22 protein-coding genes and 1 pseudogene are annotated in these 25,374 nt (G+C 33.6%); all 23 read left to right on the top strand.

Annotated features, from left to right (window positions below; all coding sequences use genetic code 11):
• Window positions 1-37 precede the first annotated feature (37 nt).
• The 23 genes and pseudogenes from CN288_RS08810 to CN288_RS08705 all read left to right on the top strand — a co-directional run bounded on the left by CN288_RS08810 (window position 38) and on the right by CN288_RS08705 (window position 25,128).
• Window positions 38-805 (top strand): glycosyltransferase family 32 protein, encoded by a 768-nt coding sequence (locus CN288_RS08810; RefSeq protein ID WP_026591904.1) that lies wholly within the window; start codon window positions 38-40, stop codon window positions 803-805.
• Window positions 798-1,415 carry an acyltransferase gene (locus CN288_RS08805; RefSeq protein ID WP_090694346.1) on the top strand — a complete coding sequence of 206 codons (618 nt, stop codon included), beginning with the start codon at window positions 798-800 and terminating at the stop codon, window positions 1,413-1,415. Before CN288_RS08810 ends, CN288_RS08805 begins: the two co-directional genes overlap by 8 nt.
• An 85-nt stretch (window positions 1,416-1,500) precedes the next feature.
• Window positions 1,501-2,703 (top strand): glycosyltransferase, encoded by a 1,203-nt coding sequence (locus CN288_RS08800; protein WP_026591906.1) that lies wholly within the window; start codon window positions 1,501-1,503, stop codon window positions 2,701-2,703.
• Window positions 2,704-2,943: 240 nt separating this feature from the next.
• Window positions 2,944-3,975 (top strand): glycosyltransferase, encoded by a 1,032-nt coding sequence (locus CN288_RS08790; RefSeq protein ID WP_090694348.1) that lies wholly within the window; start codon window positions 2,944-2,946, stop codon window positions 3,973-3,975.
• Window positions 3,976-3,993: 18 nt separating this feature from the next.
• Window positions 3,994-5,154, top strand: a complete 1,161-nt coding sequence (locus CN288_RS08785) for a polysaccharide pyruvyl transferase family protein (protein WP_090694352.1) — start codon at window positions 3,994-3,996, stop codon at window positions 5,152-5,154.
• A 14-nt stretch (window positions 5,155-5,168) separates the two neighbouring features.
• Window positions 5,169-6,359 carry a glycosyltransferase gene (locus CN288_RS08780; RefSeq protein WP_026591909.1) on the top strand — a complete coding sequence of 397 codons (1,191 nt, stop codon included), beginning with the start codon at window positions 5,169-5,171 and terminating at the stop codon, window positions 6,357-6,359.
• A gap of 12 nt (window positions 6,360-6,371) precedes the next feature.
• Window positions 6,372-7,565: a glycosyltransferase gene (locus CN288_RS08775; RefSeq protein ID WP_098302138.1), complete on the top strand. Its 1,194-nt coding sequence runs from the start codon at window positions 6,372-6,374 to the stop codon at window positions 7,563-7,565.
• Window positions 7,566-7,613: 48 nt separating this feature from the next.
• A complete protein-coding gene (locus CN288_RS29495; RefSeq protein WP_255259961.1) occupies window positions 7,614-7,847 on the top strand; it encodes a hypothetical protein in 234 nt (77 codons plus the stop codon).
• Between the two features lie 62 nt (window positions 7,848-7,909).
• Window positions 7,910-8,026 (top strand): annotated as a pseudogene (locus tag CN288_RS30205) (acyltransferase); the annotation flags it as partial.
• Window positions 8,027-8,212: 186 nt separating this feature from the next.
• On the top strand, window positions 8,213-9,394 hold the full coding sequence (locus CN288_RS08765) for a glycoside hydrolase family 88 protein (protein WP_098302137.1): 1,182 nt from the start codon (window positions 8,213-8,215) through the stop codon (window positions 9,392-9,394).
• A gap of 203 nt (window positions 9,395-9,597) precedes the next feature.
• Window positions 9,598-10,479, top strand: coding sequence for a glycosyltransferase family 2 protein (locus tag CN288_RS08760; protein ID WP_026591912.1), 882 nt, complete (start codon window positions 9,598-9,600; stop codon window positions 10,477-10,479).
• Between the two features lies 1 nt (window position 10,480).
• Window positions 10,481-12,028 (top strand): lipopolysaccharide biosynthesis protein, encoded by a 1,548-nt coding sequence (locus CN288_RS08755; protein ID WP_090694358.1) that lies wholly within the window; start codon window positions 10,481-10,483, stop codon window positions 12,026-12,028.
• A gap of 162 nt (window positions 12,029-12,190) precedes the next feature.
• Window positions 12,191-14,611 (top strand): right-handed parallel beta-helix repeat-containing protein, encoded by a 2,421-nt coding sequence (locus CN288_RS08750; RefSeq protein ID WP_098302136.1) that lies wholly within the window; start codon window positions 12,191-12,193, stop codon window positions 14,609-14,611.
• A gap of 262 nt (window positions 14,612-14,873) precedes the next feature.
• The gene (locus CN288_RS08745; RefSeq protein ID WP_026591915.1) at window positions 14,874-15,470 is read left to right on the top strand and encodes a sugar transferase; all 597 of its coding nucleotides are present in this window, start codon (window positions 14,874-14,876) and stop codon (window positions 15,468-15,470) included.
• A 13-nt stretch (window positions 15,471-15,483) separates the two neighbouring features.
• A complete protein-coding gene (locus tag CN288_RS08740; RefSeq protein WP_098302135.1) occupies window positions 15,484-16,119 on the top strand; it encodes an acetyltransferase in 636 nt (211 codons plus the stop codon).
• Window positions 16,120-16,132: 13 nt separating this feature from the next.
• On the top strand, window positions 16,133-17,302 hold the full coding sequence (locus CN288_RS08735; protein WP_098302134.1) for a DegT/DnrJ/EryC1/StrS family aminotransferase: 1,170 nt from the start codon (window positions 16,133-16,135) through the stop codon (window positions 17,300-17,302).
• Between the two features lie 893 nt (window positions 17,303-18,195).
• Window positions 18,196-20,133 (top strand): lasso peptide isopeptide bond-forming cyclase, encoded by a 1,938-nt coding sequence (locus CN288_RS08730; protein ID WP_098302133.1) that lies wholly within the window; start codon window positions 18,196-18,198, stop codon window positions 20,131-20,133.
• A 14-nt stretch (window positions 20,134-20,147) separates the two neighbouring features.
• Complete coding sequence (locus CN288_RS28225) at window positions 20,148-20,279, top strand: paeninodin family lasso peptide (protein WP_026591919.1); 132 nt, start codon at window positions 20,148-20,150, stop codon at window positions 20,277-20,279.
• Between the two features lie 107 nt (window positions 20,280-20,386).
• Window positions 20,387-21,316: an aldolase gene (locus CN288_RS08725; protein WP_098302132.1), complete on the top strand. Its 930-nt coding sequence runs from the start codon at window positions 20,387-20,389 to the stop codon at window positions 21,314-21,316.
• On the top strand, window positions 21,316-21,615 hold the full coding sequence (locus tag CN288_RS08720) for a lasso peptide biosynthesis PqqD family chaperone (RefSeq protein WP_090694384.1): 300 nt from the start codon (window positions 21,316-21,318) through the stop codon (window positions 21,613-21,615). The genes CN288_RS08725 and CN288_RS08720 overlap by 1 nt, the downstream gene beginning before the upstream one ends.
• 45 nt (window positions 21,616-21,660) lie before the next feature.
• Complete coding sequence (locus CN288_RS08715) at window positions 21,661-22,113, top strand: lasso peptide biosynthesis B2 protein (protein WP_026591922.1); 453 nt, start codon at window positions 21,661-21,663, stop codon at window positions 22,111-22,113.
• Window positions 22,114-22,135: 22 nt separating this feature from the next.
• On the top strand, window positions 22,136-23,323 hold the full coding sequence (locus tag CN288_RS08710; protein ID WP_098302131.1) for a nucleotidyltransferase domain-containing protein: 1,188 nt from the start codon (window positions 22,136-22,138) through the stop codon (window positions 23,321-23,323).
• A 2-nt stretch (window positions 23,324-23,325) separates the two neighbouring features.
• Complete coding sequence (locus CN288_RS08705; RefSeq protein WP_098302130.1) at window positions 23,326-25,128, top strand: ABC transporter ATP-binding protein; 1,803 nt, start codon at window positions 23,326-23,328, stop codon at window positions 25,126-25,128.
• Window positions 25,129-25,374: the final 246 nt, after the last annotated feature.

Below are 25,374 nucleotides of genomic sequence, written 5' to 3'. Positions count from 1 at the left end.
AAGTATAAATTTAAGCATATCGGGGAGAGTGTATCAATTGGAGAACGTGAGGAAAATTCCATCAATCATACATTATTGTTGGTTTGGTGGTGGAGAGAAACCTGAGATCGTACAAAAATGCATAGATAGCTGGAAGAGGAACCTCCCAGAATATGAAATTATTGAGTGGAATGAAAAAAATTTTGACATAGAATGTAACCTATATGTCAAAGAAGCCTATGATGCGAAAAAATTTGCATTTGTAAGTGATTATGTAAGAGTATATGTTCTTTATAAGTTTGGAGGTATTTATTTAGATACTGATGTAGAGGTATTTAAACCTTTTGATAATATGCTTCATCATGATTCATTTTGGGGATTTGAACAAGAAAATTATATAGCTACAAGTACTATAGGGGCTATGAAAGGAAATAAGTTAATTAAAACATTTTTGGATTCATATGAAGGGAAAGAGTTCATCAAAGAAGATGGAAAACATGATGAATTAACCAATGTGGCTATTGTAACGAATATACTAAAAAATGCAGGGTTAAAATTAAATGGAGAATATCAAGAAATAAGCGGTATGGGGGCCTTTTATCCACAAACTTATTTTTCTCCATATGATTATATCAATTGCAGAAAATTTATAACTGAAAATACATATGCAATGCATCATTTTTATAAAAGTTGGTTGCCGCCCAAAGTAAGAATCAAGGGTAATATAAAATTGATCTTAGCGAAAATAATAGGTGGAAATAATATTGCTAGGCTAAGAAAGTACATAATAGGAAAAAAAGGTTTTAAGGAGAATACACATGATTAATGTATTCAAGAAAATTATTCAAACAATAGTTGCAGAAAGCCGTAATAGAGGGCTGTACTTTACTGTACTAATGAATATTTCACATGTAATTGGTGCATTAAGAGGTGCCTTCTATAAGGTAATATATTTTCGTAATATAAAGTGTTCAATCTTTTTTCTCCAAGCAAATAGCAAGATTGAGATCTTTAATAAGCGTTCAAAAGTTAATATTGGAAAGTTTGTATTTGTAAGAAAGAATGCCAGCATGAGACTGGATTTTGACGGAGTATTAGATATAGAAGAAAAAGTGTTTATTAATGATAACTGTAATATCAACTGTGTAAATAGAATATCGATTGGAAGAGGTACAAAGATAGGACCCAATGTGTGCATTAATGACCACGATCATAATTATAAAGACCCTACAGATGGTCATCTGGTAAAAGGTGAAGTAAAGATAGGGAAGAATGTTTGGATTGGTTCTAATGTAGTTATATTGAAGGATACTGTTATAGGCGATAATACCGTAATAGCTGCCGGAAGCGTTGTAAAAGGGCGTATTCCTTCTAATACGCTATTTGTGAATAAAAGAGAGAATATCTGTATTGATCGCACTAGTTTAAGCAGCTAATGAAAAGTTTATTCCATATGAATTCACATACTACGATTGCTTTCATTTACTTACATCAAAACAAAACATGAATGTGAGGAAGCGTATGAAAAAAAATGTTTTAATCTCTATCTATGATATGGAGATAGGTGGAATAGAGAGAAGTCTAATTAATATGTTGGAAAGCTTCGACTATGATACATACAACATAGATTTATTGATTTTTAATCATAGCGGAGAGTTCTTAAATCTAGTACCTAATAAAGTTAACGTACTACCACAGATAGGTGGATATACCGTCTTTAGGAAGTCAATTGTGCAATGTATACGTGGAGGATATTTTGGGGCAGTAATCACAAGAATAATCAGTAAGTATATGGCAGGCAGAATATCAAAAAAGAGACAGTTAAAGGAAGGTTCGGGATATATTCAGATGCAACTTGTGTCAAAATATGCAGCATATTTTTTGCCTAAACAGAAAAAAAAATATGACGTTGCGATTAGTTACGCATGGCCACACGATGTTTTAGCTGATAATGTCAGCGCTGATAGGAAGGTTGCTTGGATTCATACAGATTATAGCACACTAGAAATTGATAATAAAATTGATTTTTCTATGTGGAATAAATTTGATTACATAGCATCTATATCAGACGAATGTACAAAGACGTTTTTAACTGTATATCCATCGCTAAAAAATAAAATTGTACAAATAGAAAATATTACTTCACCCCAATTTATTCGAAATATGGCTGAAAGCACTGTGAATTTTAATAAAAAAAATAACGATACCTTTAATATTTTATCGGTTGGAAGGTTGTCATATGCGAAAGGGTTTGATGTTGCTATACAAGCTCTTAAAGCATTACATAATAAAGGATTAAACAATATAAAATGGTATGTGATAGGATACGGATCGGATGAATCTATCCTTAAAGAACTGATAATGGAACAACAGTTAGAAGACAGTTTTATACTATTAGGCAAACAAACTAATCCATATCCGTATATGAAGTTATGTGATTTATACGTTCAACCGTCCAGATATGAGGGAAAGGCAGTTACGGTTACGGAAGCTAAAATCCTTGAAAAGCCTATATTGATAACTAATTATCCTACTGCGGCCAGTCAATTGGATGATGGAATTGAAGGCGTTATATGTGATTCAAGTGTAGAGGGGTTAGTCGAAGGTATCGAAAATTTATATAGAGATGATGAGCTAAGGAAAACATTAATCAATAATTTGCGAGATCGAGATTATAGTAATAACGCTGAATTAAATAAGTTATATAAAATTATCCCGCATTAACGGGCAGTAAGACCCCCACCTCAAAATTCGGCAAAAACAAAGAAGTTAGGTGGGAGATCAACGGCCCGTAAAAACCCGATTGGTTCAACTAATAATCATTGGGGGATGAAGAAAATCCTCAATGATTAAAGTTCCACTTTATAAGCGCCTAACCAATTCATACATCAAGTATAGGGGATAATAATAGAGGTGTATTTATGATAGTGGCGTAAGAGATTTCCCATAAAGGTGTGATTAGGCATGAGCCAAAAAGTAAGTGTAATAATACCAGTTTATAACGTAGAAAAATATATCACTCAGTGCATAGAGTCACTTTTAAATCAAACACTTCAAGAGTGTGAGTTTATATTTATTAATGATGGTTCAACAGATAACAGCAGAGAAATAATTGAGAAGTATAAGGAATTAGATGACCGGATTATACTTATCAATCAAAGAAATCAAGGTGTAAGTGTTGCTAGAAATAGGGGCTTACATTTAGCGGTTGGGGAATATGTTGGATTTGTTGATGCTGATGATTCTGTAAAAAGAGATATGTATAGGGTGTTATATAATTCGGTAAAAGAAAGTAATTGTGATGTAGTTATATCAAATTTCGAGAGTGAAACAGAAGGGCATAAGGTAACTACAAAATATCCATTTCCTATAGATACTGTTCTCAAAAGGGATTATATAGATCGAGAATTATTACCTTATTTTCTGAAGGCAGATAACTTGAATACCGTTGTAAATAAGATTTATCGAAATAATGTAATCAAGGAAAATGACGTTAAATTTCCAAATGGAATTGCATTGGGGGAAGATGGAATGTTTAACGTTGAATTCTTTAGTGTTGCAACCCGTATGAAATATATCAATTATGCAGGTTATCATTATAGGGAAGTAGCTGGTAGTGCTACTAGAAATATATCGAAAAGAGATTACTTTCAGAGGGCTGTAGAAGTATATACTATGGAATTGCCTAAAATATATACTGATAAATTTAATAAAGTAAAAATAGATCAATTAAAATCAATAAAGTTTATTAATAGTGTAATGTCCTATATACACGTTTATTTTACACCGTCTAAAGATGTAAGTTTCAGTAAGCGGTATAAATACGTAAAAAGTATGATACGAAATAAACATGTGAGAGAGGCACTACCTATATATTATAGTGAAATTTATAGCAAGCTAGGAAGATATGAGCGGCTAATAATAAATTTAATAAAGAGACAATCAACGGTTGGGTTATATTGCGTCACAGCCTACAGTAGATTTAGAAATAAATAATAGTGAGGGAGTTTAAGTATGAAAATCATGATGTTTGCCCATGGCGGAAGTCTGAATAGAGGGTGTGAGGCTATTGTTCGTTCCTCTACTAATATCATAAAAGAAGAGGTAGATGAAGCAAAGATATATTTGATATCAAGTAAGCCTGAAACAGATAGGATTATAACAAAGTTAGATGGAATATATGATGGTTCTACTAAGAGTATAGCAAAGTACTCATATGATTGGTGGATGGCTTTACTTAAAGTAAAAATGTTTAATGATGAATCTTATGCAATAGCTAAAATGGAAGATAATATAATTAAACATATAAAGAATATGGATGTATGCTTATCTATAGGCGGAGATAATTATTGTTACGGGGAGCAGCCTGCATTGTATGAAATAGATAAAAAAGTAAAAGCAGCAGGAAAGAAGTTAGTGTTATGGGGATGTTCTATAGGTGAAGAGGATATGTCGGAGAGAAAGTTAGGTGACTTAAAACAGTTTGATTTAATATTAGCTCGTGAAACTCTTACCTATAATATGTTGAAAAACAAGGGACTGAATAATGTTAAATTGTGTGCAGATCCTGCATTTACCATGGAGAAAGAAGAGTTGGAATTACCTAAAGGATGGCAAGAGGAAAATACAATAGGTCTTAATTTTAGTCCACTTGTATGGAATAGAAATAAGGATTCACAAGTTGCGGTAAGAGATTTAATTAATCATATACTAGATACTACAGATTCAACAATTGCCCTCACACCGCATGTTATGCAGGATGGGAATAATGATTATGAGGTTCTGCATACATATTATGAGGAATTTAAAAATACAGGTAGGGTAATTATATTACCAAACAATTTAAATGCAATACAATATAAAGGCTATATAGCTAGGATGCGATTCTTTATAGGAGCTAGAACACATGCCACGATAGCGGCTTACTCAAACTGTGTTCCAACTATGGTATTGGGATACAGTATAAAATCGAAGGGAATAGCTAAAGACTTATTTGGAGAAGAGAAATTAGTCTTAAATATAGAAGAAATATCTAATAGTAATAAATTAAAAGCTAAATTCGATGAGATGGTAAGAGAAGAAGATCAATTAAAACGAAAACTAGAGCAAACTATGCCTAATATTAAAAGAATGTCATATAAAGCGGTAGAATACTTACAAGAATTAGCTAAGTAAATCGAGGTTATATTATGAAAAAAAATTTATTATTTGTTATGCCTAGTCTATCTGCTGGTGGTGGAGAAAAAAGTCTGGTAAATTTACTATCCCAAATAGATTATCAGTTATATAATGTGGATTTATTTTTGTTTAACCATGAAGGTATATTTATGGAATTTGTACCAAAAGATGTACAAATTTTGCCTATACCAGAAGCATATAAGACGTTTACTTTACCTTTGTTTAAATCGGTCAAAGCATTTTTATTAAAAGGAGAAATATCACTAGCATATAATAGATGTATGTTCACTATGAAGAATAGAATAGGAAAAAATACATCGATAAAGGAACAATGCAGCTGGAAATATATTGCTAAGTCTTTAAATGAAATTGAGAAACAGTATGATGCTACTATAGGGTTCTTAGAAAAAACCGCTACATATTTTTGTGTAGATAAGGTGAAAGCACATAAAAAAATAGGATGGGTACACATTGATTATAATAAATTAGGAATGGATTCGAACTTTGATGTTTTGTACTTCAAAAAGCTAAACAATATAGTTACAGTATCGGAAGAGTGTGCCAACATTCTAAAAAATAGATTTCCTAATCAAAAAGATGAAATAAGTGTTATTTACAATATTGTATCACCGACAATGATACATAAAATGGCTAATCAAGAAAATAAGGATGTTTATGTTAAGCAAGATAATGAAATTATTATCCTTTCGATAGGTAGGTTGCACTATCAAAAAGGCTTTGAAATGGCTATAGAATCCTGTAAGAAATTAATAGATAAAGGATACAAAATAAAGTGGAATATTATAGGTGAGGGGGAAGAAAGAGAACAACTGACTAATTTGATAAAAGCAAATAAATTAGAAAATAATTTCAAATTGTTAGGGTTAAAATCTAATCCTTACCCGTATATAAAACAAGCAGATATTTATGCACAGACATCTAAATTTGAAGGGAAATCTATAGCAATTGATGAGGCAAAAATATTGAATAAGCCTATACTTGTTACTGATTTTAGTACTGCGAAAGATCAAATTGACAACGAGATAAATGGATTAATTGTAGACATGAAACCAGAGGCTATTGCAGAAGGAATTGAGAGACTTATAAAAGATATAAAACTAAAGAAAACATTAGTAAGTAACCTTTCGAAAGAGAAATTAGGAACGGAAGAAGAAATATATAAGTTATATGAAATTCTATAATGGGTGAAGTTCATGAAAAAAAATATATTATTTATAATGAATAATCTAAATTGTGGTGGGGCTGAAAAAGCCCTAATTTCTTTATTGGAAGTTATAGATTATTCTAAATACAAAGTAGATTTATTTTTATTTAAGCATGAAGGAATATTTATAAATAAGTTACCAAAAGAAGTCACTGTATTACCAGAACCGATAAAATATAAATATTTTGATATGCCCATAAAAAAGTCTTTTACAGAATTAATAAAAATAGGAGATTTTAAAACGATATTTTCTAGAGGGGTATTAGGTTATCTGGCTAAGACAGAAACAAATGGGGCTATAATTGAACAAAAAATATGGAAATATATGTCAAACTCGATAGGTAAAATCAATGAGGAATACGATGTAGCTATAGGATTCCAGGAAAAAAACCCTATATATTTCTGTGTAGACAAGGTAAAAGCAAAAAAAAAGATTGGATGGATACACACGGATTATAACAAATTAGGGATTGATTATAGCAAAGAAAAATTTTATTTTGGTAAACTGGATCATATAGTGACTGTATCAGAAGAGCTAGTAAATATTTTAAAAGAGAATTTTCCTGAACATGAAAAAAAAATTGGGTGTATACATAATATAGTTTCTTCCAGAATGATAAGGAAAATGTCATTAGAGAAAGTTGATTTTAAAGAAGAGAACGATAGAAGTATATCATTAATTTCGGTAGGAAGATTGGCTAAAGAAAAGGGATTAGATATCTCTTTAGAAGCATTTAATATACTCATAAAAAAAGGGTACGACCTTACATGGTATTTGATTGGAGAAGGCAACGTAAGAGAAGAACTTAAAAGAATTATAAAGGAAGAAAAACTGGAGAAAAGAGTAAAATTATTAGGTGTAAAAGAAAATCCATATCCATACATAAAACAAGCAGATATATATATGCAAACATCTAGATATGAAGGTAAATCTATTTCTATAGATGAGGCAAAAATACTGGCAAAGCCAATATTAATTACTAATTTTGAGACAGCTAATAATCATATAAGAAATAATATCAATGGAGTAATTGCAGAGATGACCCCTATGTCAGTGGCAAATCATCTTGAGTTATTAATAAAAGAAGAAAAGTTAAGAAGTAAGTTTATCGATAATCTCAAGAAAGAAGAATTGGGGACAGAAGATGAAGTGGATCATTTGTATAACTTAATAAATGGTTAAATATAGCATTTAAAAATAAGTTAAATAATACATCCATTGGAGGTCATTATGTTAAGTCGGGTAAAAAAATCCTCAATGGTGAAATTAGGAATTGTATCCCTTGAAGATTTAACAATAGAAGCGTGTGTGCAAAGAGTTATGAAGATAGGGAAAAATTGTAGTGGATTAGCTGGAAGTACAATTGACTATGCTCATTGTTGGCTAATAGAAATAGGTGATAATGTTACATTTGCCCCCAAGTATATCTCCTTGCACATGACGCCAGTACGAAACGATATTTAGATTATACAAAAATAGCGAAAATAAAAATAGAAGACAATGTATTTGTAAGAGCAAGGGCCTTAATTATGCCTGGGATTACAATAGGGAAAAATGCTATTGTGGCTGTGGGAAGTGTAGTAACAAAATCAGTTCCAGAAGGGTACATTGTTGGGGGAAATCCAGCGGAAATTATAGGGAAAACAAAAGATTATATCAATAGGCACAAATTAAATCTAGAGACAGCACATCGTTATGATAAAAGCTGGACAATAGGTGAGAATATCACGCTAGATATGTGTACCAAAATGTCAGAAGCATTAGGTAGTACTGTTGGATATGTTAAATAAGTATTTAAATTATTTTTACATTGAAAGGGCAATATAAAGATGATATTTCAAATTTTGAGTTGCATTGTAGTTTTTATTATTCTAATGATTATTACCATAGATGTAGTACCTGTAATAAAAGATTGGGTACTGAGAATTCATATGGGGAGATATGAGGATAAATCCATATGGAATAACACTATAACGAAAAAAGGGTCTAAGTGGTTACTAAACACACCAAAAATAAAAGTAACAGACAATACAAGATTAGTTGTATTAGATATGCTGAAAGGAAATTATACGAAAAGTACGATACAACATTGGCAAGAAGCATCATTAGTATTAGGTTTATCTGAGTATTTAAGACATAATGATGATAAGGAAATGAAATATGAGATTGAAAAATTTTTGAATTCAAAATTTGATAGTAGTGGTCAATGGCTAGAAAAACCTAAGCATATAGATGGAGCTATACTCGCTTACGCTATTATGAAGTTGGATCATATCGACATAAACAAATATAAAAAGGCATTAGATTATACATGGGAAATGATTAAAGATCATATAGGTGAAGACGGCACAGTAGAATATAGGAAGTTTATGAAGAGCTACAGATATGTAGATACTATAGGATTTATATGCCCCTTTTTAGTTTGTTATGGTACTAGATATAACGAGGAAGAATGTATAGATTTAGCAGTGAAACAAATTAGGGAGTATGAAAAGTACGGAATGTTACATAAACATTCGCTACCATGTCATGTCTACAAGATAGAGAATAAAGTCCCTCTTGGATTATATGGATGGGGAAGAGGTCTTGGTTGGTTTGCTATTGGTCTTATAGATGCTTGGAATGAATTGCCCCAAGATAGTAAATATAAATTATCACTTGAGGAGAGTGTTAAAAGGTTTGCGAAAACTGCAATGAGTTTTCAACAAGATAATGGAAGTTGGAATTGGACTGTAACTAGAAATGAGAGTAGGCCTGATTCTTCTGCTACAGCTACACTTGGATGGTTTATGTTAAATGCTTCAAAGATAGATGAAATTTCAAGTGAATGCATGGATAGTGTAGAGAGAGCTATGCATTATTTAATGCAAGTTACAAGAAAAGATGGAGCAGTTGAATTTTCCCAAGGAGATACAAAGGATATAGGAGTATATTCTACATTGTTTAATATTCTGCCTTTTACCCAAGGATTTTGTATGAGGAGCATTAATTTATATTTAAATAAAAATTAAGTATAAATAATGTATAAGATAGGTTTTTATAAATTAGATGGATATGTTAGGAAGTTAATAATTTTGGTTGAATGAAGTAAGACATGATTTCCCGCCAGTAGAGTAAAATCTGTGGTGCTTTTTTTATGGGAAAATGAAATAAAAAGGTGAAAGTAATAGATTATATGAGAAGTAAGCAAGGTTCATACAAAGGATGATTATAAATGAGAATAACAGTATTCACCCCAACGTATAACAGAGGATATATTATAGAGAAATTATACAGATCATTACAGGAGCAAACGTATAGAAATTTTGAATGGTTAGTCATTGATGATGGATCAAGTGATAATACAGAGGAATTATTTAAAGTGTGGAAATTAGAAGAAAATTCATTTTCCATACGATACTATAAAGTTGAAAATGGAGGAAAACATAGAGCAATTAACAAGGGTGTTGATTTGGCTGAAGGAGAAATGTTTTTTATCGTAGATTCCGATGATCATGTTACGGAGGATGCATTAGAAAGTATAGTAGAATGGGAAAATAGTTTGGAGGATAAAAAATTATTTTGTGGTGTTTCTGGTAATAGGGGAGGGAGCAGTAAGGATTTTTTAGGAACAACGTTTAAAGGTGAATATGTTGATGCAACTTCACTTGAACGGAATAAATACAATATAACAGGAGATAAAGCTGAAGCCTTTTATACCGATATACTAAGGAAATACAAGTTTCATGAGTTTGAAGGGGAAAAATTTATGACAGAGGCTACGGTATGGAATCGGATGGCTTATGAAGGTTATAAAATAAGATGGTTTAATAAGACAATATATATATGTAATTATTTAGAAGATGGTTTAACAAAAAATATGAGGGATATATTTGCTAAAAGTCCGAAAGGTACCGCATATTACATAAATCAGCAAATTGAATTTTATAAGTGTGGCCTGAAAGGGAAATTATCCTATTATAATTTATATTATGATTTTGTTAAGTCTAATTTAAATGTAAAGAAAGCTGCAGAGCATTTGGGGATTCATTCGTTTACTTTAATATCAGCTATCTTGTTGGCTACATGTAAAAAATCTATATCAAGAAGGTTTTAATATGAGAGTAAAAAATTCCCTAATTAATATATCTGCTGGAATCGGAAATCAAATCATTGTCACATCTTTAAGCTTTATTTCAAGAACCGTATTTATCAATAATCTGGGCATTGAATATCTAGGTATAAATGGATTTCTTACTAATATACTTTCTATGCTTTCGTTAGCGGAGGCAGGAATAGGTGCTAGTATAATGTACAGTCTTTATAAGCCGGTCGCAGAAAATGATCAAGAAAAAATCAACATACTTATGAGATTGTATCGGAAAGCATATATGGTAATTGCCTTGATTGTCTTGTTACTCGGTTTGTCCTTAATGCCGTTTCTTGGATACTTTATTAAAGATTCGAATGTTGAAAATATTCATTGGATTTACCTTATATTTTTATTCAATACAGTTGCTCCTTATCTGTACATGCATAAGAATTCGTTTTTAAGTGTTTCTCAGAAGGGCTATATTGTAACAGGAATATATTCCATATCTTCAATTGTATCTGCTTGTCTCAAAATTGGAATACTTCACTTTACAAAAAATTATATTTTATATTTAGTTATCGACAGTATGATAACAGTTACTACTAGCATTGCTTTGGCAATCATAGTCAACAGGATGTACCCGTTTTTAAAAGATAAAGTTTCGGGTGTATTAGATGCTGAAACTAAAGATAAAATTGTTAAGAATGTGAAAGCAATTGTGTTGCAAAACATAGGAAATTACTTAGTATTAGGTACCGATAACATTATCATATCTTCATTTATTAGTGTAGCAGCAGTTGGACTGTATTCTAACTACAGTATGTTAATAGACATTTGTAGGAATTTTACTTATCAAATTTTTAATAATACATACCATAGTGTAGGGAATTTAGTAGCAAAAGAAAGTATAGAGAAGGTTTATAGTGTGTATAAGGTCTATATGCTTTTGAATTTTTGGTTATACTCATTCTTCTCTATATTATTATGTATTATAATGGAGCCCTTTATCACTTTATGGATTGGATCAGAGTATCTTATGAGTAAAAGTGTGTTGTTTGTATTAGTAATTATTTTTTATGAAAGAGGCATGAGGAACTCCATAACAACTGTGAAAACTACAGCGGGTGTTTTTCATGAGGATAGATATGCACCTTTGTTTCAAGCTGCTGTCAACCTAGCTTTTTCTATCGTACTAGTTAAATATCTGGGGATAATGGGTGTATTTCTTGGTACCCTTGTAAGTGTGATTACTGTTCCTTTCTGGCTTACCCCTTATTTAGTATACAAAAATGTATTTAATAGGCCTGTAATGGATTATTTCTTAAAATACGCCTACTACGCAGCAATAGGTATAGGAACGTATTTTATTACAAGTTTTGCGAGCAATTTCACGTTATCAAGCAATTTCTTGGAGTTATTGTTAAAGGGAATCATATGTATCATAGTTCCTAATGTGATTTATATATTGATTTTTCATAAAACAACGGAATTTAAATATTTATTTGGGATTATTAGAGGGATTTCACAAAAGTTATTAAAAAAATTTAAGTTAAATAAGGGGATTCCCTCCTAATTCGAATCAAAGTGTTATTATATGCTATTAACACGTGTTTTAAGGGGAAAATTCAAGAGCTATAAGCTATGGAATGAAAGGATCCTTTTTATTGTTAGAGTTCATATACCCAATCTATTTAAGCTATAGAAGCATAATATATAGAAAAAAGGAAGTGGGAATATGGACGTAAACTTAAATGCGAATCTTGGGGACCTTAATGATGTAGATGTAACAACAGCATCTCCTACTCATGGTGATGTATTAACTTATGATGGCCCAAAAGCACACTGGTCTCCAAAAAAGGTACCAGTTTCAAATGCAGAGGACGTTTCAAATTCATATATATTAGAATTGGTAAGATGGAATATTAAAAACGATGGTACCAATTCTGTTGCCACTACAAAGGGGATAAATGATGCTTTGGTTTGGGCTAAGTCCCAAGGATACAATCATGTTATACTACCGAGCGGCATATATAAGTTGAAAATTGACAATACATCATTCTCGTGTATTGCCATACCAAGCGGTTTACATTTTGAAATGTCGGGAGAGTGTGTCTTACAACTGGAAACTAATTCGTCACCCTGGTATCGAGTATTTGATATTAAGGGAGTTAAAAATGTGAAAATTTCTGGTGGGAAAATAGTCGGAGATAAAAAAACACATATTTACGAAATAGGTGTGAAATTTGTAAGAGGAGGAGTGAATACTGACGGTTCATTGAATAATAATCCCAATTTTATCCGTAGTGAAATAGTGGACAGATATGAGAATCCTGGGCTCCTTAAAGCTTTTAGGCTATGGTCTATCTCTGGAATAAACACCACAGCATACAGTTTTTATCAATATAAAGATACTGTTGCAATTGGCACGCTAGTCGGTTCTAGAACAAACGGTCAATTTGCTCCTGCATCTTCGACTGGGAGAGGTTGGTTCGCTCCAATAGAAGATGCTAATAAAATGATTTTTGTTATTGATATTACGTCTTCACCTTTAAGCGATGCCCAAATTGCAAAAATAAATGCAAAAGTGGACAGCCAGAATTACACTCATGAGTGGGGACAAGGAATAGAAATAAGGGGCTCAAACTTTGTGGAGATAGATTGTGTAGAAATAAGCAATTGTACAGGGGATGCCATTTCAACAGGCTGGTTAGAATATAAGATTAATCCAGCTGATTATACACAGGAACAGATGGGTTCGCATATTTACATTCATAACTGTGATATTCATAACTGCAGAAGGCAAGGGATTACTCTCGGTGGTTCAAATGACACTTATATTTTTGAAAATAAAATTTATTCAATTGGTAAAGCTGATGACGGCATTACAACCGATGGCGTTGCCCCGATGTTCGGAATAGATATCGAATCCATGTGGTCTGAAAGTAACATACCGACATGGCGACCTGAACTGAATCAATCGGGGTTTGAATTGAATACTAGAATTTATATTTATAATAACTATATTTCTAATAATGCTCGTGGACATTTTGTAAATGCAGACGGCATTCATATAGTTTTGGAAAATAATATATTTGAAGGATATAACATAGGGGGAATTAGTTCTTATCAGAATAACTGGTATGTCAAATACATTCACAACACTTTCATTGGATGTGAACTCGTTGTGAAAGGGGATAATTTTGTCAATGGAGCTATATGTAATAACGGTAATATCAAACTGCAGGATATCCGAGGAGCCGTCATTCAAAATTGCCAGATAAAAAATGGTTTATTTTACGGTTCAAGCATCTATGGATATTTTGGCAGCCCTACTGTAAATGTCGCCAATGGAATGTTTTCCTATAGTACTCCACATGGAATGGGGAATGGTGCGAAAATATGTTTTGAACAATGGGTTGGCAAAGTGCCTACTGGAATTAGTGTGGATAAACTCTACTATACGATTAACGTAACGGCAACAAGTTTTCGAGTATCTGAAACATTGAATGGGCCACCAGTGGTGATAACTGACGCTGGAAAAGTCGGATTTAATATAAGCAGGTATGATTATGGCAGATGCTATATTTCGGACATCACAGTTGAAAGAGAGTGGCGAAGTGATAATGCGGTAACACAAAACTTTTCAGTGCTTTTGACAGGTGGAGTCATTAAGAATATTACCGTCAAGAATTATGATGTTAATATTAAGCCACCTGCTAATTATGGTGGTCGCCCTATTGCTATAGAAGGTCTCATTTTAATAGAAGGGGCCGCAGATTTGGAATGTTGTAACCTTAGTAACGGTAAATTTATAAGAGCAAAAACAAGCAGAATAGGTGGGGATATATCTTTTGGTTCCAATAATGCCCAATATACGCGAAAAATTAATGCGGATAATTGTTTGTTTCAAAATGTTGGTATAAACTTCGAAGGGAATATTGTTCATAGTTGTAACACATTTCTAAATTCTGTTATTAGGAAGACTGATAATCCTGCTGTTTCTATCATTACGCACAGCTATTTAGAAGACACTCTTCTTAGTTTACATTGGTTAACTAGGGAAAAGGCGATGACTGTAGTCAAATGTGTATTCAATAATGTATCTAGTGATATAAGCACGGCCACTAGATTGATAGATAATACTATCATCAACTGAATATGGAAAGAAAAAAACCGCTATATTTGTATAAAAATATAGCGATTTTATTATTGAGTTTAGGCGTCTGATCTTCAGGGAACGGGGAAATGTATTTATAACATACTGAATGAAGTTCATAGCAGAATGTAAGTTGCGAATTGATTTCATTTTATACAAGAGTATGGTTGAATTAGAAGAATCCCCTAAAGGTAGTTGGAAGGTTATAGCCTCGTTCTGTAGGAAGCGCCTCAAAAAATTTTCGATAGGAGTATAATTACTTATGAAAAGGCTTTTTGATTTATTCGTTTCTTTGTCATTATCGATGTTGTTTTCATTTCTTATTATAATAGTAGCAGTTTTAGTTAGAGTTAAGCTAGGTTCCCCTATCCTATTTAAGCAACAACGTCCAGGATTACATGGTAAGCCTTTTTTTCTGTATAAGTTTAGAACTATGACTGATGAGACAGATAGCGAGGGGAATATGCTGCCTGATAATGTAAGACTTACTAAGTTCGGTAAATTTCTTAGAAAATATAGTTTGGATGAGTTGCCACAGTTAGTTAATGTTATAAAAGGGGATTTAAGTTTGGTGGGTCCTAGACCATTATTGATGGAATATTTGGAGCTATATACAGAAGAACAGGCTAGGCGGCACAATGTAAGACCAGGAATTACAGGGTGGGCTCAAGTGAATGGAAGAAACGCAATTTCATGGGAAGAAAAATTCGATTTTGATGTGTGGTATGTGAAAAATCGTACTTTTTTTCTTGATATGAAAATTTTGTTATTGACGGTGAAGAAGGTATCTAAATCGGAAGGCATTAACCAAGTTGGGCATGTAACTATTGAGAAATTTACTGGTACTAAGGACTTTTGAGGAGGTGAAATGAATGCAAATAATCATGATTGGGGCAGGTGGTCATAGTAAGGTTATCCAAGATATTATACTATCATCATATGGGAATTATGAAATTATTGGTCGATTAGATGATATGTATGAACAATTAAGAGTTGAGGATGGCGTATATTTTGGACCTATTTCTGCAGCTAGAAAATTAATGAATGAACATACAGATGTAAGGTTCGTGGTAGCTATAGGAAATAACAGAACACGAAAACGAATTATGGAGCAGTTAGAGATTCCCAGTCATCGTTATGTGACGCTTATACATAAGCAAGCTATCGTTAGTTTAAGTGCAAAGATTGGAGCTGGTACGGTTATTATGCCAGGTGCAATTGTTAATGCAGATGTTGAAATTGGGAATCACGTTATTGTCAATTCAGGCGCTATTATTGAACATGATAATAGGGTAAAAGATTTTGCACATATTTCCCCCAATGCTGTGCTTACGGGATCTGTTACTGTAGGAACAGGAGTACATATAGGAGTAGGAGCTAATGTAATTCCCAATATTACAATTGGTGACTGGTCCATTATCGGTGCCGGGGCAACAGTAACCTGTGATATTGCAGCAAATTGTACAGCAGTGGGCGTTCCAGCTAGAGTAATAAAAAAAGAACTGTAGGATGGTGTTTAAAGTGGTATATTCACAGGAAAAAACAAGAATCTATCTCTCCGCCCCACATATGAGCGGTAATGAACAAAAATATATAAAAGAAGCATTTGATATGAATTGGATCGCTCCACTTGGTCCAAATGTGGATGCATTTGAAAGCGAGCTTTCATCTCACGTGGGAGTTCGTGATGCAGCTGCAGTTAGTTCAGGAACCTCTGCTATTCATTTAGCGCTGCGTTTATTGGATGTAGAAGATGGTGATACGATATTTTGTTCAAGTCTTACTTTTATAGCAAGTGCAAATCCAATTTTATATTTAGGTGCTACACCGGTGTTTATTGATTCAGAGCCTGAAACATGGAATATGTCACCACAAGCTTTAGAATGTGCATTGCATGATGCAAATGAAAGGGGAATGCTCCCAAAAGCGGTAATTGTTGTAAATCTATATGGACAAAGTGCTAAAATGGATGAAATTCTCTCATTATGTAATAAATATGAAGTTCCAATAATTGAGGACGCAGCAGAATCACTTGGCTCTTACTACAAAGGTAAGGCGAGTGGAACATTTGGGAAGTTTGGGATTTATTCGTTTAACGGAAATAAAATCATTACAACCTCAGGTGGAGGAATGCTTGTATCTAATGATGTTGAGGCATTAAGAAAAGCAAGGTTTTTAGCTACTCAGGCAAGAGATCCTGCTCCACATTATCAACACAGTGTAATAGGATATAACTATCGAATGAGTAATGTTTTGGCAGGTATAGGTAGAGCACAGTTGCAAATCCTCCAAGATAGGGTACAGGCAAGAAGAAAAATATTTGATAGATACTATCAAGAATTATCTCATATTCCAGGTGTACAGTTTATGCCTGAGTTAGAGGATACTTATTCAAATCGATGGCTTACAGTTCTTACTATAGATGAAGAAAAAACAGGAGTATCGATTCAGGAATTACTGAAACACCTGGAAAATGAAAATATTGAGGCACGCCCTGTTTGGAAGCCTCTTCACATGCAACCCCTATTTAAGGGAACAACTTATTACCCTCATAGTGATTGCGAAGATATTGCTAGAAAATTATTTGAAACTGGATTCTGTCTTCCATCTGGATCAGGTATGACAGAAAAAGATCAGACAAGAGTTATTACATGTATCAAAAATGCGTTGACAATAAATGTTGGTATATAAAAAGAAACAATAAGAGAATTTTAATAGGATATAGGTTAATGGACTAGGAGGATTCAATATCTAATTTAGTTCGGTTTTTGTGAAATTTCATTTTGTGGAAATAAACCTCTTTTGAATGAAAGTCAAGGCAATCCCTATAGAGAGCGAAATAGTAAGCGTACATAATTTTGTGGTAAATACGAATTATGTTTTTGGTTAGCATTATCAATGGTGAACGCATATTATATGACCTCCTTAGTAAAAATGGTATAACTATAAAAAGTTACTTGCCTTTTGTTCAATTATAAAGAAACAGCTATGTTGAATAACATGGCTGCTTCTATTAAAGCAGCAGAGGAATATAAAATATGTTTTTTAATTAGCATGTTTATACTAAACTATATAAAATATCATAGCACAAAAATTATGTTAATATCAAAAAAATGAAAAAATATGGAGATAAATCCATTTATTTGCAAGATATAATTTTATTATTCATTTTTTAATTATCCAAAAAAGAGGGGTTAACATTTAATATTTGGAGTATATAGATACTTGACAATACAATAGTGAAATGATAACCTGGGTTTATATTCTTTATAAAGAATATAAATACTTTATTGATATATTAAATTTATCTATTTTTATTTGAATCAACAAACAAATACATAATACTTTTTAGCGAAAATAAGAAAATTATACCCTTGTTCTTTTTTTGAATATCAAAATTAGAAGGCGAGGGTTTATTTATAAGGTAGATAGCCTGAAAATTTCAACTTTAAAATCTGTTATGCGGAAACACGGTAGTTTGAGAAAGGATTTTTCTGGTATATAAATAACGTTTTATTGATATATCAGGTAATTATCTTATTTATCGGGTTTGCCCTTACTTGTTTCGTAGCGGGAGGAAAGAAATGAGCGCAATAGCTGGAATTTATCATTTAAATAGGGAACCCATACCGTTTGAGCATAGCAATGGAATCATGTCAGCTTTATCTCGTTATCCAGCCGATAGTACCAATACGTGGCACAAGGAAAATATTTTTTTGGGTGCCCATATGAAATGGATAACACCCCAATCTATCAACGAACAATTACCTTATTATGATTATGAAAAGCAATTGGTCATAACGGCTGATGCTATTATTGATAATCGCGATGAATTATTTGATAGATTACAAGTGGAACAGGCACTTAGAAGGGAGATGCCTGACAGTAAGCTGATTTTATTGGCTTATCAAAAGTGGGGGGAAAATGCGCCGAAATATTTGATTGGCGATTTTGCTTTTATGATTTGGGATGAAAGAAAACGCTTACTTTTCGGTGCGCGTGATTTTTCGGGAAGCAGAACATTTTACTTCTTCCGTAATCAAAATCGATTTGCCTTTTGTACCAGCATAGGACCACTATTTTCCTTACCTTACGTCGGGAAGGATTTAAATGAGCAGTGGTTAGCTGAATATTTAGCGATACCTAATATGCTTGATACGATAGATGCTTTTTCTACAGTCCATAAAAATATAGAACAAGTACCTCCTTCTCATACTATTTCTGTAGTCGATGGAAAAGTTAGTATTTCGAAATATGACGTGTTATTTGTAGGAGAGAAGTTGCATCTCAAATCAAATCAAGAGTATGAAGAGGCATTTCGGGACGTATTTGAAAGTGCAGTGACATCAAGATTGCGTACGCACCGTAATGTTGGTTCCCATTTAAGTGGAGGATTAGATTCAGGTGCTGTTGCTAGCTTTGCTGCAAGAGCCTTGCAAAAGGAAAATAAAAAATTATATACATACAGCTCTGTACCTGCAGAAGGATTTATTGATTGGACTCGTAGTCATATGGTTGCAGATGAGAAGCCGTTTATCCAATCTACAGTACAGCATGTAGGGAATATTACGGATCATTATTTGAATTTCCCAGGGAGAAATTCATTCTCTGAAATTGATGATTGGCTTGATATTATGGAAATGCCCTATAAATTCTTTGAAAATTCTATTTGGGTAAAGGGAATTTATGAAAAAGCCCAGCAACAAGGAGTTGGAGTGCTCTTAAATGGAGCGAGGGGGAATTTTACCATCTCTTGGGGACCAGCTCTAGATTATTATGCAGTTTTACTTAAAAAGTTCAAATGGTTCCAACTTTATCATGAAATCGACTTATACGGTAAAAGTATTGGAGTCAAAAAGTCACGAATACTGAAAGTCGTAGGACAGAAGGCATATCCATCTATAAATAACATGTTCTCTCCACAACAGCAATATGAGTTGCCGACGTTAGTCAATCCAGAACTTGCAAAACGTACTGATGTATTCAACAAACTGGAGGAACATGGTGTTAAAGTAACGGGGGCTTCTATACCTAACATATATGAAATAAGGCAGAAACATTTTGAGCAGTTAAATTTATGGAATACCACTGGTACAAGTGGTACAAAACTTTCCTTGCGCTATGGCTTGCAGGGGCATGATCCGACGAATGACTTACGAGTAATTCGATTTTGTTTATCTCTACCACTCGAACAATTTGTTCAAAATGGCTTAAATCGGGCACTTATCCGAAGATCTACAAAGGGATTGCTTCCTGACAAAGTAAGGTTGAATCAACGTGTGCGAGGGATACAGGCTGCCGATGTGATTCATCGCATGATTCCTTCATGGAAAATGTTTATCAAGGAACTAAAACAGCTTAGCACAGATCCTGTAGCTTCTAACTTTTTTAATATGGAAATCATTAAGAGTGCGATTTTGAAAATTCAAGGAGAACCACAGCCAGAAAACGTGTTTGATCCTGATTTTAGAATTTTAATGCGCAGTCTTATCGTTTATCGATTTATCAAGAAATTTATTTGAAGGGAGGTGAAACTATGAAACAAGAATGGCAATCACCAGTATTAGAAGTGCTTGATATCAACATGACAATGGCTGGACCTGGAAAACGAATTGTTGACCAAGTGTTTGAAGATGAGGATGAGCAAGGCACACTTAGCCACAGCTAATGCACTAATATTTAAATGAGATTTATATGCTTTACAGCCCTTATATAGTTTAACAACGGTATAAGGGTTTTTTCTAATCAATTTTTCAACTAGGTGGAGTGAGAAAGATGATACATACTGTAAAGAAAGTGGTTTACAAAGCCTTCGGATTAACCCTATTAAGTGAGATTCCTCTGCCGGAATTGCCTCAATTAAACAATTATGAAAATGAAGTAGACGTCAGAATCGAAACTGCAGATTTGTCCAAGTTATGGAAGGAGTTATCCTCCAAAAAGTCAGCATTCGTAGTCGAAGAAGAATTAGTTATGTTTCAAATCCCCGAAACAGCCACGTTTTGTATTCAAAATGGAGAAAAAATTATCGTTTCACCTATGGAAGGATCTGACCAAGATAAGATTAGGCTTTATATTCTTGGAACTTGCATGGGCGCATTATTGATGCAAAGAAAAATACTTCCCTTGCATGGAAGTGCAATAGCCATCAATGGGAAGGTATATGCTTTTGTAGGAAGATCGGGAGCTGGAAAGTCAACTCTTGCATCAGCTCTCTTGAGCAAGGGATATCAACTTTTAAGTGATGATGTAATTGCGGTATCTCTTTCTGAGGATAATATTCCTTTTGTTACACCCTCTTATCCACAACAAAAGTTATGGAAAGAAAGTCTTGATCAATTTGGAATGGAAACAACGCATTATCAGCCTTTATTTGAAAGAGAGACCAAATATGCTGTACCAGTGTCGTCAAGCTTTTTCAATGAGCCGTTACCGCTAGCGGGTGTATTTGAATTGGTGAAAACGGAAAATGAGAATGTTGAAATTCAGCGTATTGAAGGACTAGAAAGGTTACGTACATTGCTACGCCATACATATCGAAATTCATTAATCCCACGATTGGAGATGATGGAATGGCATTTTATGAACTCTACAAATATTGTAAATAAGGTGGAGATGTTTCAATTAAGGCGCCCTATTTCAAAGTTTACGGCGCATGATTTAGTATCCACAGTCCTAGAGTCTTTAAAAGAGGAGGAAAAATAATGATTACTAACAAAAAAATTTCATTAAATAGTTTTATCGTACAGGGGCAAGAAAATGTAGTGAGTGATATGGATGGAGAAAAAGTGATGATGAGCATCCATAATGGAAAATACTACAATTTAGGAGGGATAGGCGGTGAAATTTGGGAGTTAATAAATGAATTGATATCAGTTAATCAATTGGTCAATATATTAATGTCCCGATATATGATTGAAGAGGCAGAATGTCAGGAACAAGTACTCTCTTTCTTGAATCACTTGTATGCAGAAGGATTAATCTTGGTTGGGGATAAAAATTGATTTATAGCTGAATGTTTCAGATTTAATAGATTAGGAGTAGGATCGATGAATATCATAAATAAAGCAAAAGCTTTCTTATCGTTCGATATGGGAACAAAATTATTACTTATAGAAGCTTTCTTTTATTTAGGTTGGGCTCGTATTCTTAAAAGTATACCGTTTTCTAAAGCTGCTCCTATATTAGGAATTCATATGGCAGAAACGTCTTTAAGCTATGATGAGTCGGAAAAGATTACGTTAAGGAAAATTTCTCAAGCAGTGCATATGATGAGCCGTTATACATTTTGGGAAAGCCAATGTCTTGTTAAAGCTATCGCTGCAATGAAAATGTTGGAGAAGCGTCAAATTGAAAGCACCCTTTACTTGGGGACCGCGAAAGATGAGACAGGAAATATGATTGCCCATGCGTGGTTACGTAGCGGGCCCTTTTATATTACTGGCGTAGAAGAAATGAAGAGATTTACTGTTGTTAGTAAATTTGCAAAAAGGATAGGGTAAAAAAATCTTGAAGGAGAATGAGATGGATACCGGTTGTAATCTTGATTTGAGCCATTTGCCTAAAGAACTAAAATTGTTACTTGAAATTATAAAGAAGGAAGATAAAGAGATACAAACAATCCCAAAAGATTGGTTTATCGATATTGATTGGAAAAAATTTCTGAAATTGGCGCTGCATCATCGCATGTATGCCTTCATTTATACAAAAATGAAGAATATCGATAATCAACTCATTCCTTCGCATGTTGTACAAGTGTTAAGTACATACTTTAAAAGGAATACATTTCATATGCTTCATTTAAGTGGAGAAATGGGAAAGATAAGCAAATTATTTGCCGAAAATCAGCTCCGGCTCCTATTTTTGAAAGGACCTATTCTTGGGGTAGATTTATATGGAGATATTTCTCTTAGAACATCTGGGGATCTGGACGCTCTTGTTCCTATAGATGATCTTGAAAAAGTAAATGAAATACTTGTAAAGAATGGTTATGTCAAAGAGGAAGATTTTCCAACAGTTATGAATGAATGGAAGTGGAGACGCCATCATACAACTTATATGCATCCAATGAGTAAGGTAAAATTGGAGATTCATTGGCGTCTACAACCAGGCCCTGGAAAGGAACAAAACTTTGATGAGTTGTGGGGACGAAAAAGAATGAGCCCTATTACGAATTATCCTGTCTATTTTCTAGGTAGAGAGGATTTGTTTATGTTTCTTGTGACTCATGGGACTAGGCATGGTTGGTCCAGGCTTCGATGGTTAACAGACATTGACCGTATGGTAAGGCAAGAAATAGATTGGAAAGAACTTACTGTTCTGTTGAAAAGATATGGATGCAAGCAGTTAGTAGGTCAGGCGCTTATTTTATCTTCCGAGCTTTTAGATACTCTTATAATAGAAGAAGAGGCAAAAGTATTAATGTCAGGGAGAAGGGTAACGCAGTTAGCGCAGCTTGCTATATATTACTTGGAAAATATGATTAACTTGCATACAGATCCCGTTCCAGAAGAAGTTTCAAAATATCATGAGCGATATTTATATTTGTTAAAAACAAGCTCTCAAAAGCTACTGTTTCATCTTAGCTGGTTATACCCTTACCCTCAGGATGTGGAAACTTTACCACTACCAAAACAATTGCATGTTTTGTATTTTCCTTTGCGGCCAGTTTTATGGGCTTGGAGGAAAACGAGATACCGTAAGGAGATGTAAAAATGAGAAATATTTTATACTTTACAAAGCAGTTATACTCTTTTACTGGAAACATTCTCATTATTAATCTCTTGGGAATGGTATCTGTCAGTCTTGTAGAAGGAATCGGTATTTTATTATTAATCCCTATGCTAAGTATTAGCGGGATTGCGAATATGAACGAAAAAGCAAGCCCACTTTCAGGAGCTTTGGGATTTTTAAGTGATTTTCCGGCAACTTTAGGGTTACCACTTGTATTAGGGATCTATATCGTATTGGTTGTGGGACAAGCTGTTTTGCAAAGTAATATAACGATTCGCAATGCGAAAATTCAGATACGTTTTATTAATCACTTGAGACTGGAAACGTATCGTGGATTGTTGCAGGCCAATTGGAGTTTTTTTGTGAAAAAAAGAAAGTCGGATCTTATTAACTCTTTAACGACGGAATTAGGGCGTGTTAGTGCAGGTACTAACTTATTTTTACAATTGCTTACTTCGTTGATTTTCACATTCATACAGATTGGCCTTGCTTTTTGGTTATCCGCAGATATAACACTCTTTGTACTATGTTGCGGTGTAGTGCTTGCCTTTTTTTCCCGAAGATTTATTAAGAAATCGAAACGGTTAGGTGGCCGGACCTCAGAGAATTCAAAAGCCTATCTTGCAGGCATAACGGATCATTTTAATGGGATTAAGGATATAAAGAGCAACCTCCTAGAACAATCTCGTTATATGTGGCTACGTAATTGGACGGAAGATGTGGAACGTGAACAGCTTGCATATATTAAGGTGAGAAATAATTCCCAGCTTTTTTATAAGATCGCATCAGCGATTTCCATAGCCCTCCTGATTCTGCTATCGGTCAAGTTGTTCCGGACACAGACTGAGCAATTATTATTAATTATTCTTATATTTTCTCGATTGTGGCCGCGATTTTCAGGTATACAATCCAATATGGAGCAAATTGCAGCGAATCTGCCTGCTTTTAAAGCTTTGCTGGACTTACAGGAAGAATGTAAGAAAAGTATAGAATTGCAAGATGTAGAACAAAATTATAATTTTTTGAAGCCTATTCAGATAGAGCAATCTATTGAGTGCCGCAATATCTCTTTCCGTTACAATAAACAGGATTCTATATATGCCCTGGAAAATATCAATTTGAGTATTCCATCCAATTGTATGACGGCCATCTCAGGGCGTTCTGGTGCTGGAAAAAGTACATTGATCGATATTGTAATGGGGCTTCTTCAGCCAGAGAGCGGTCAATTATTAATAGATAATAAACCGTTAACGAGTAAAAATCTATTGTCATTGAGGAAATCAATTAGCTATGTTTCTCAAGATCCATTTCTATTCAATGCTAGTATAAGGGATAATTTGAGAATGGTTGAGCCAGATGCGAGTGAAGAGCAAATCTGGGAGGCATTGGATTTTTCCGCTTCTGCTGAGTTTGTCAGTAGGCTTCCACAGGGATTGGATACACTTATCGGCGATAGGGGGGTTAAACTCTCAGGAGGGGAACGGCAACGACTTGTTCTTGCGAGAGCGATACTTCGGAAACCTTCTATTTTAGTATTAGATGAGGCAACAAGTGCGTTGGATGCTGAAAATGAGGCGAAAATACAAGAAGCATTGGAAAGATTGAAAGGAAGCATGACAATTATTGTCATTGCACACAGATTATCTACTATACGTAAAGCTGATCAAGTGATTGTAATGGATCAAGGGAAAATTATTCAAAGTGGCGGTTTTACTCAATTAGCAAAAGATAAAAGTGGGTTGTTTAGTAGCCTACTTGGTCAACAGGCTAAGATAAACATTTAAATATGGCCAGTTACAATTATTTTTTATAATCTTAAGGAATACACTGTCTTTACTTTTTTCGGATCGGTAACATAATTTGATTATTTATGATTTGGGGGATAATTGGTATTTGTGTACTAGTCTTTTTATGGAAATATAAGCTCAATTTAATTATGTGTACAGTATAAAAGTGAAAATACTTTTTGTAATTATTAATATACCATCTATATACATGTATAAATATTCGTGTTATGATTGAACATGGAA

Origin of the sequence: Bacillus sp. AFS023182, from assembly GCF_002560575.1 — a bacterium.
GTDB classification, from domain to species: Bacteria; Bacillota; Bacilli; order Bacillales; family Bacillaceae_G; genus Bacillus_A; species Bacillus_A arachidis.
This window is presented reverse-complemented; position numbering and strand designations above follow the sequence as displayed.

Coding starts and splice junctions, on each gene's coding strand:
- CN288_RS08760 (WP_026591912.1), top strand. CDS start 9,598: ATGAGAATAACAGTATTCACCCCAACGTATAACAGAGGATATATTATA.
- CN288_RS29495 (WP_255259961.1), top strand. CDS start 7,614: ATGTTAAGTCGGGTAAAAAAATCCTCAATGGTGAAATTAGGAATTGTA.
- CN288_RS08750 (WP_098302136.1), top strand. CDS start 12,191: ATGGACGTAAACTTAAATGCGAATCTTGGGGACCTTAATGATGTAGAT.
- CN288_RS08805 (WP_090694346.1), top strand. CDS start 798: ATGATTAATGTATTCAAGAAAATTATTCAAACAATAGTTGCAGAAAGC.
- CN288_RS08780 (WP_026591909.1), top strand. CDS start 5,169: ATGAAAAAAAATTTATTATTTGTTATGCCTAGTCTATCTGCTGGTGGT.
- CN288_RS08710 (WP_098302131.1), top strand. CDS start 22,136: ATGGATACCGGTTGTAATCTTGATTTGAGCCATTTGCCTAAAGAACTA.
- CN288_RS08715 (WP_026591922.1), top strand. CDS start 21,661: ATGAATATCATAAATAAAGCAAAAGCTTTCTTATCGTTCGATATGGGA.
- CN288_RS08785 (WP_090694352.1), top strand. CDS start 3,994: ATGAAAATCATGATGTTTGCCCATGGCGGAAGTCTGAATAGAGGGTGT.
- CN288_RS08705 (WP_098302130.1), top strand. CDS start 23,326: ATGAGAAATATTTTATACTTTACAAAGCAGTTATACTCTTTTACTGGA.
- CN288_RS08720 (WP_090694384.1), top strand. CDS start 21,316: ATGATTACTAACAAAAAAATTTCATTAAATAGTTTTATCGTACAGGGG.
- CN288_RS08775 (WP_098302138.1), top strand. CDS start 6,372: ATGAAAAAAAATATATTATTTATAATGAATAATCTAAATTGTGGTGGG.
- CN288_RS08730 (WP_098302133.1), top strand. CDS start 18,196: ATGAGCGCAATAGCTGGAATTTATCATTTAAATAGGGAACCCATACCG.
- CN288_RS28225 (WP_026591919.1), top strand. CDS start 20,148: ATGAAACAAGAATGGCAATCACCAGTATTAGAAGTGCTTGATATCAAC.
- CN288_RS08800 (WP_026591906.1), top strand. CDS start 1,501: ATGAAAAAAAATGTTTTAATCTCTATCTATGATATGGAGATAGGTGGA.
- CN288_RS08725 (WP_098302132.1), top strand. CDS start 20,387: ATGATACATACTGTAAAGAAAGTGGTTTACAAAGCCTTCGGATTAACC.
- CN288_RS08755 (WP_090694358.1), top strand. CDS start 10,481: ATGAGAGTAAAAAATTCCCTAATTAATATATCTGCTGGAATCGGAAAT.
- CN288_RS08765 (WP_098302137.1), top strand. CDS start 8,213: ATGATATTTCAAATTTTGAGTTGCATTGTAGTTTTTATTATTCTAATG.
- CN288_RS08745 (WP_026591915.1), top strand. CDS start 14,874: ATGAAAAGGCTTTTTGATTTATTCGTTTCTTTGTCATTATCGATGTTG.
- CN288_RS08790 (WP_090694348.1), top strand. CDS start 2,944: ATGAGCCAAAAAGTAAGTGTAATAATACCAGTTTATAACGTAGAAAAA.
- CN288_RS08740 (WP_098302135.1), top strand. CDS start 15,484: ATGCAAATAATCATGATTGGGGCAGGTGGTCATAGTAAGGTTATCCAA.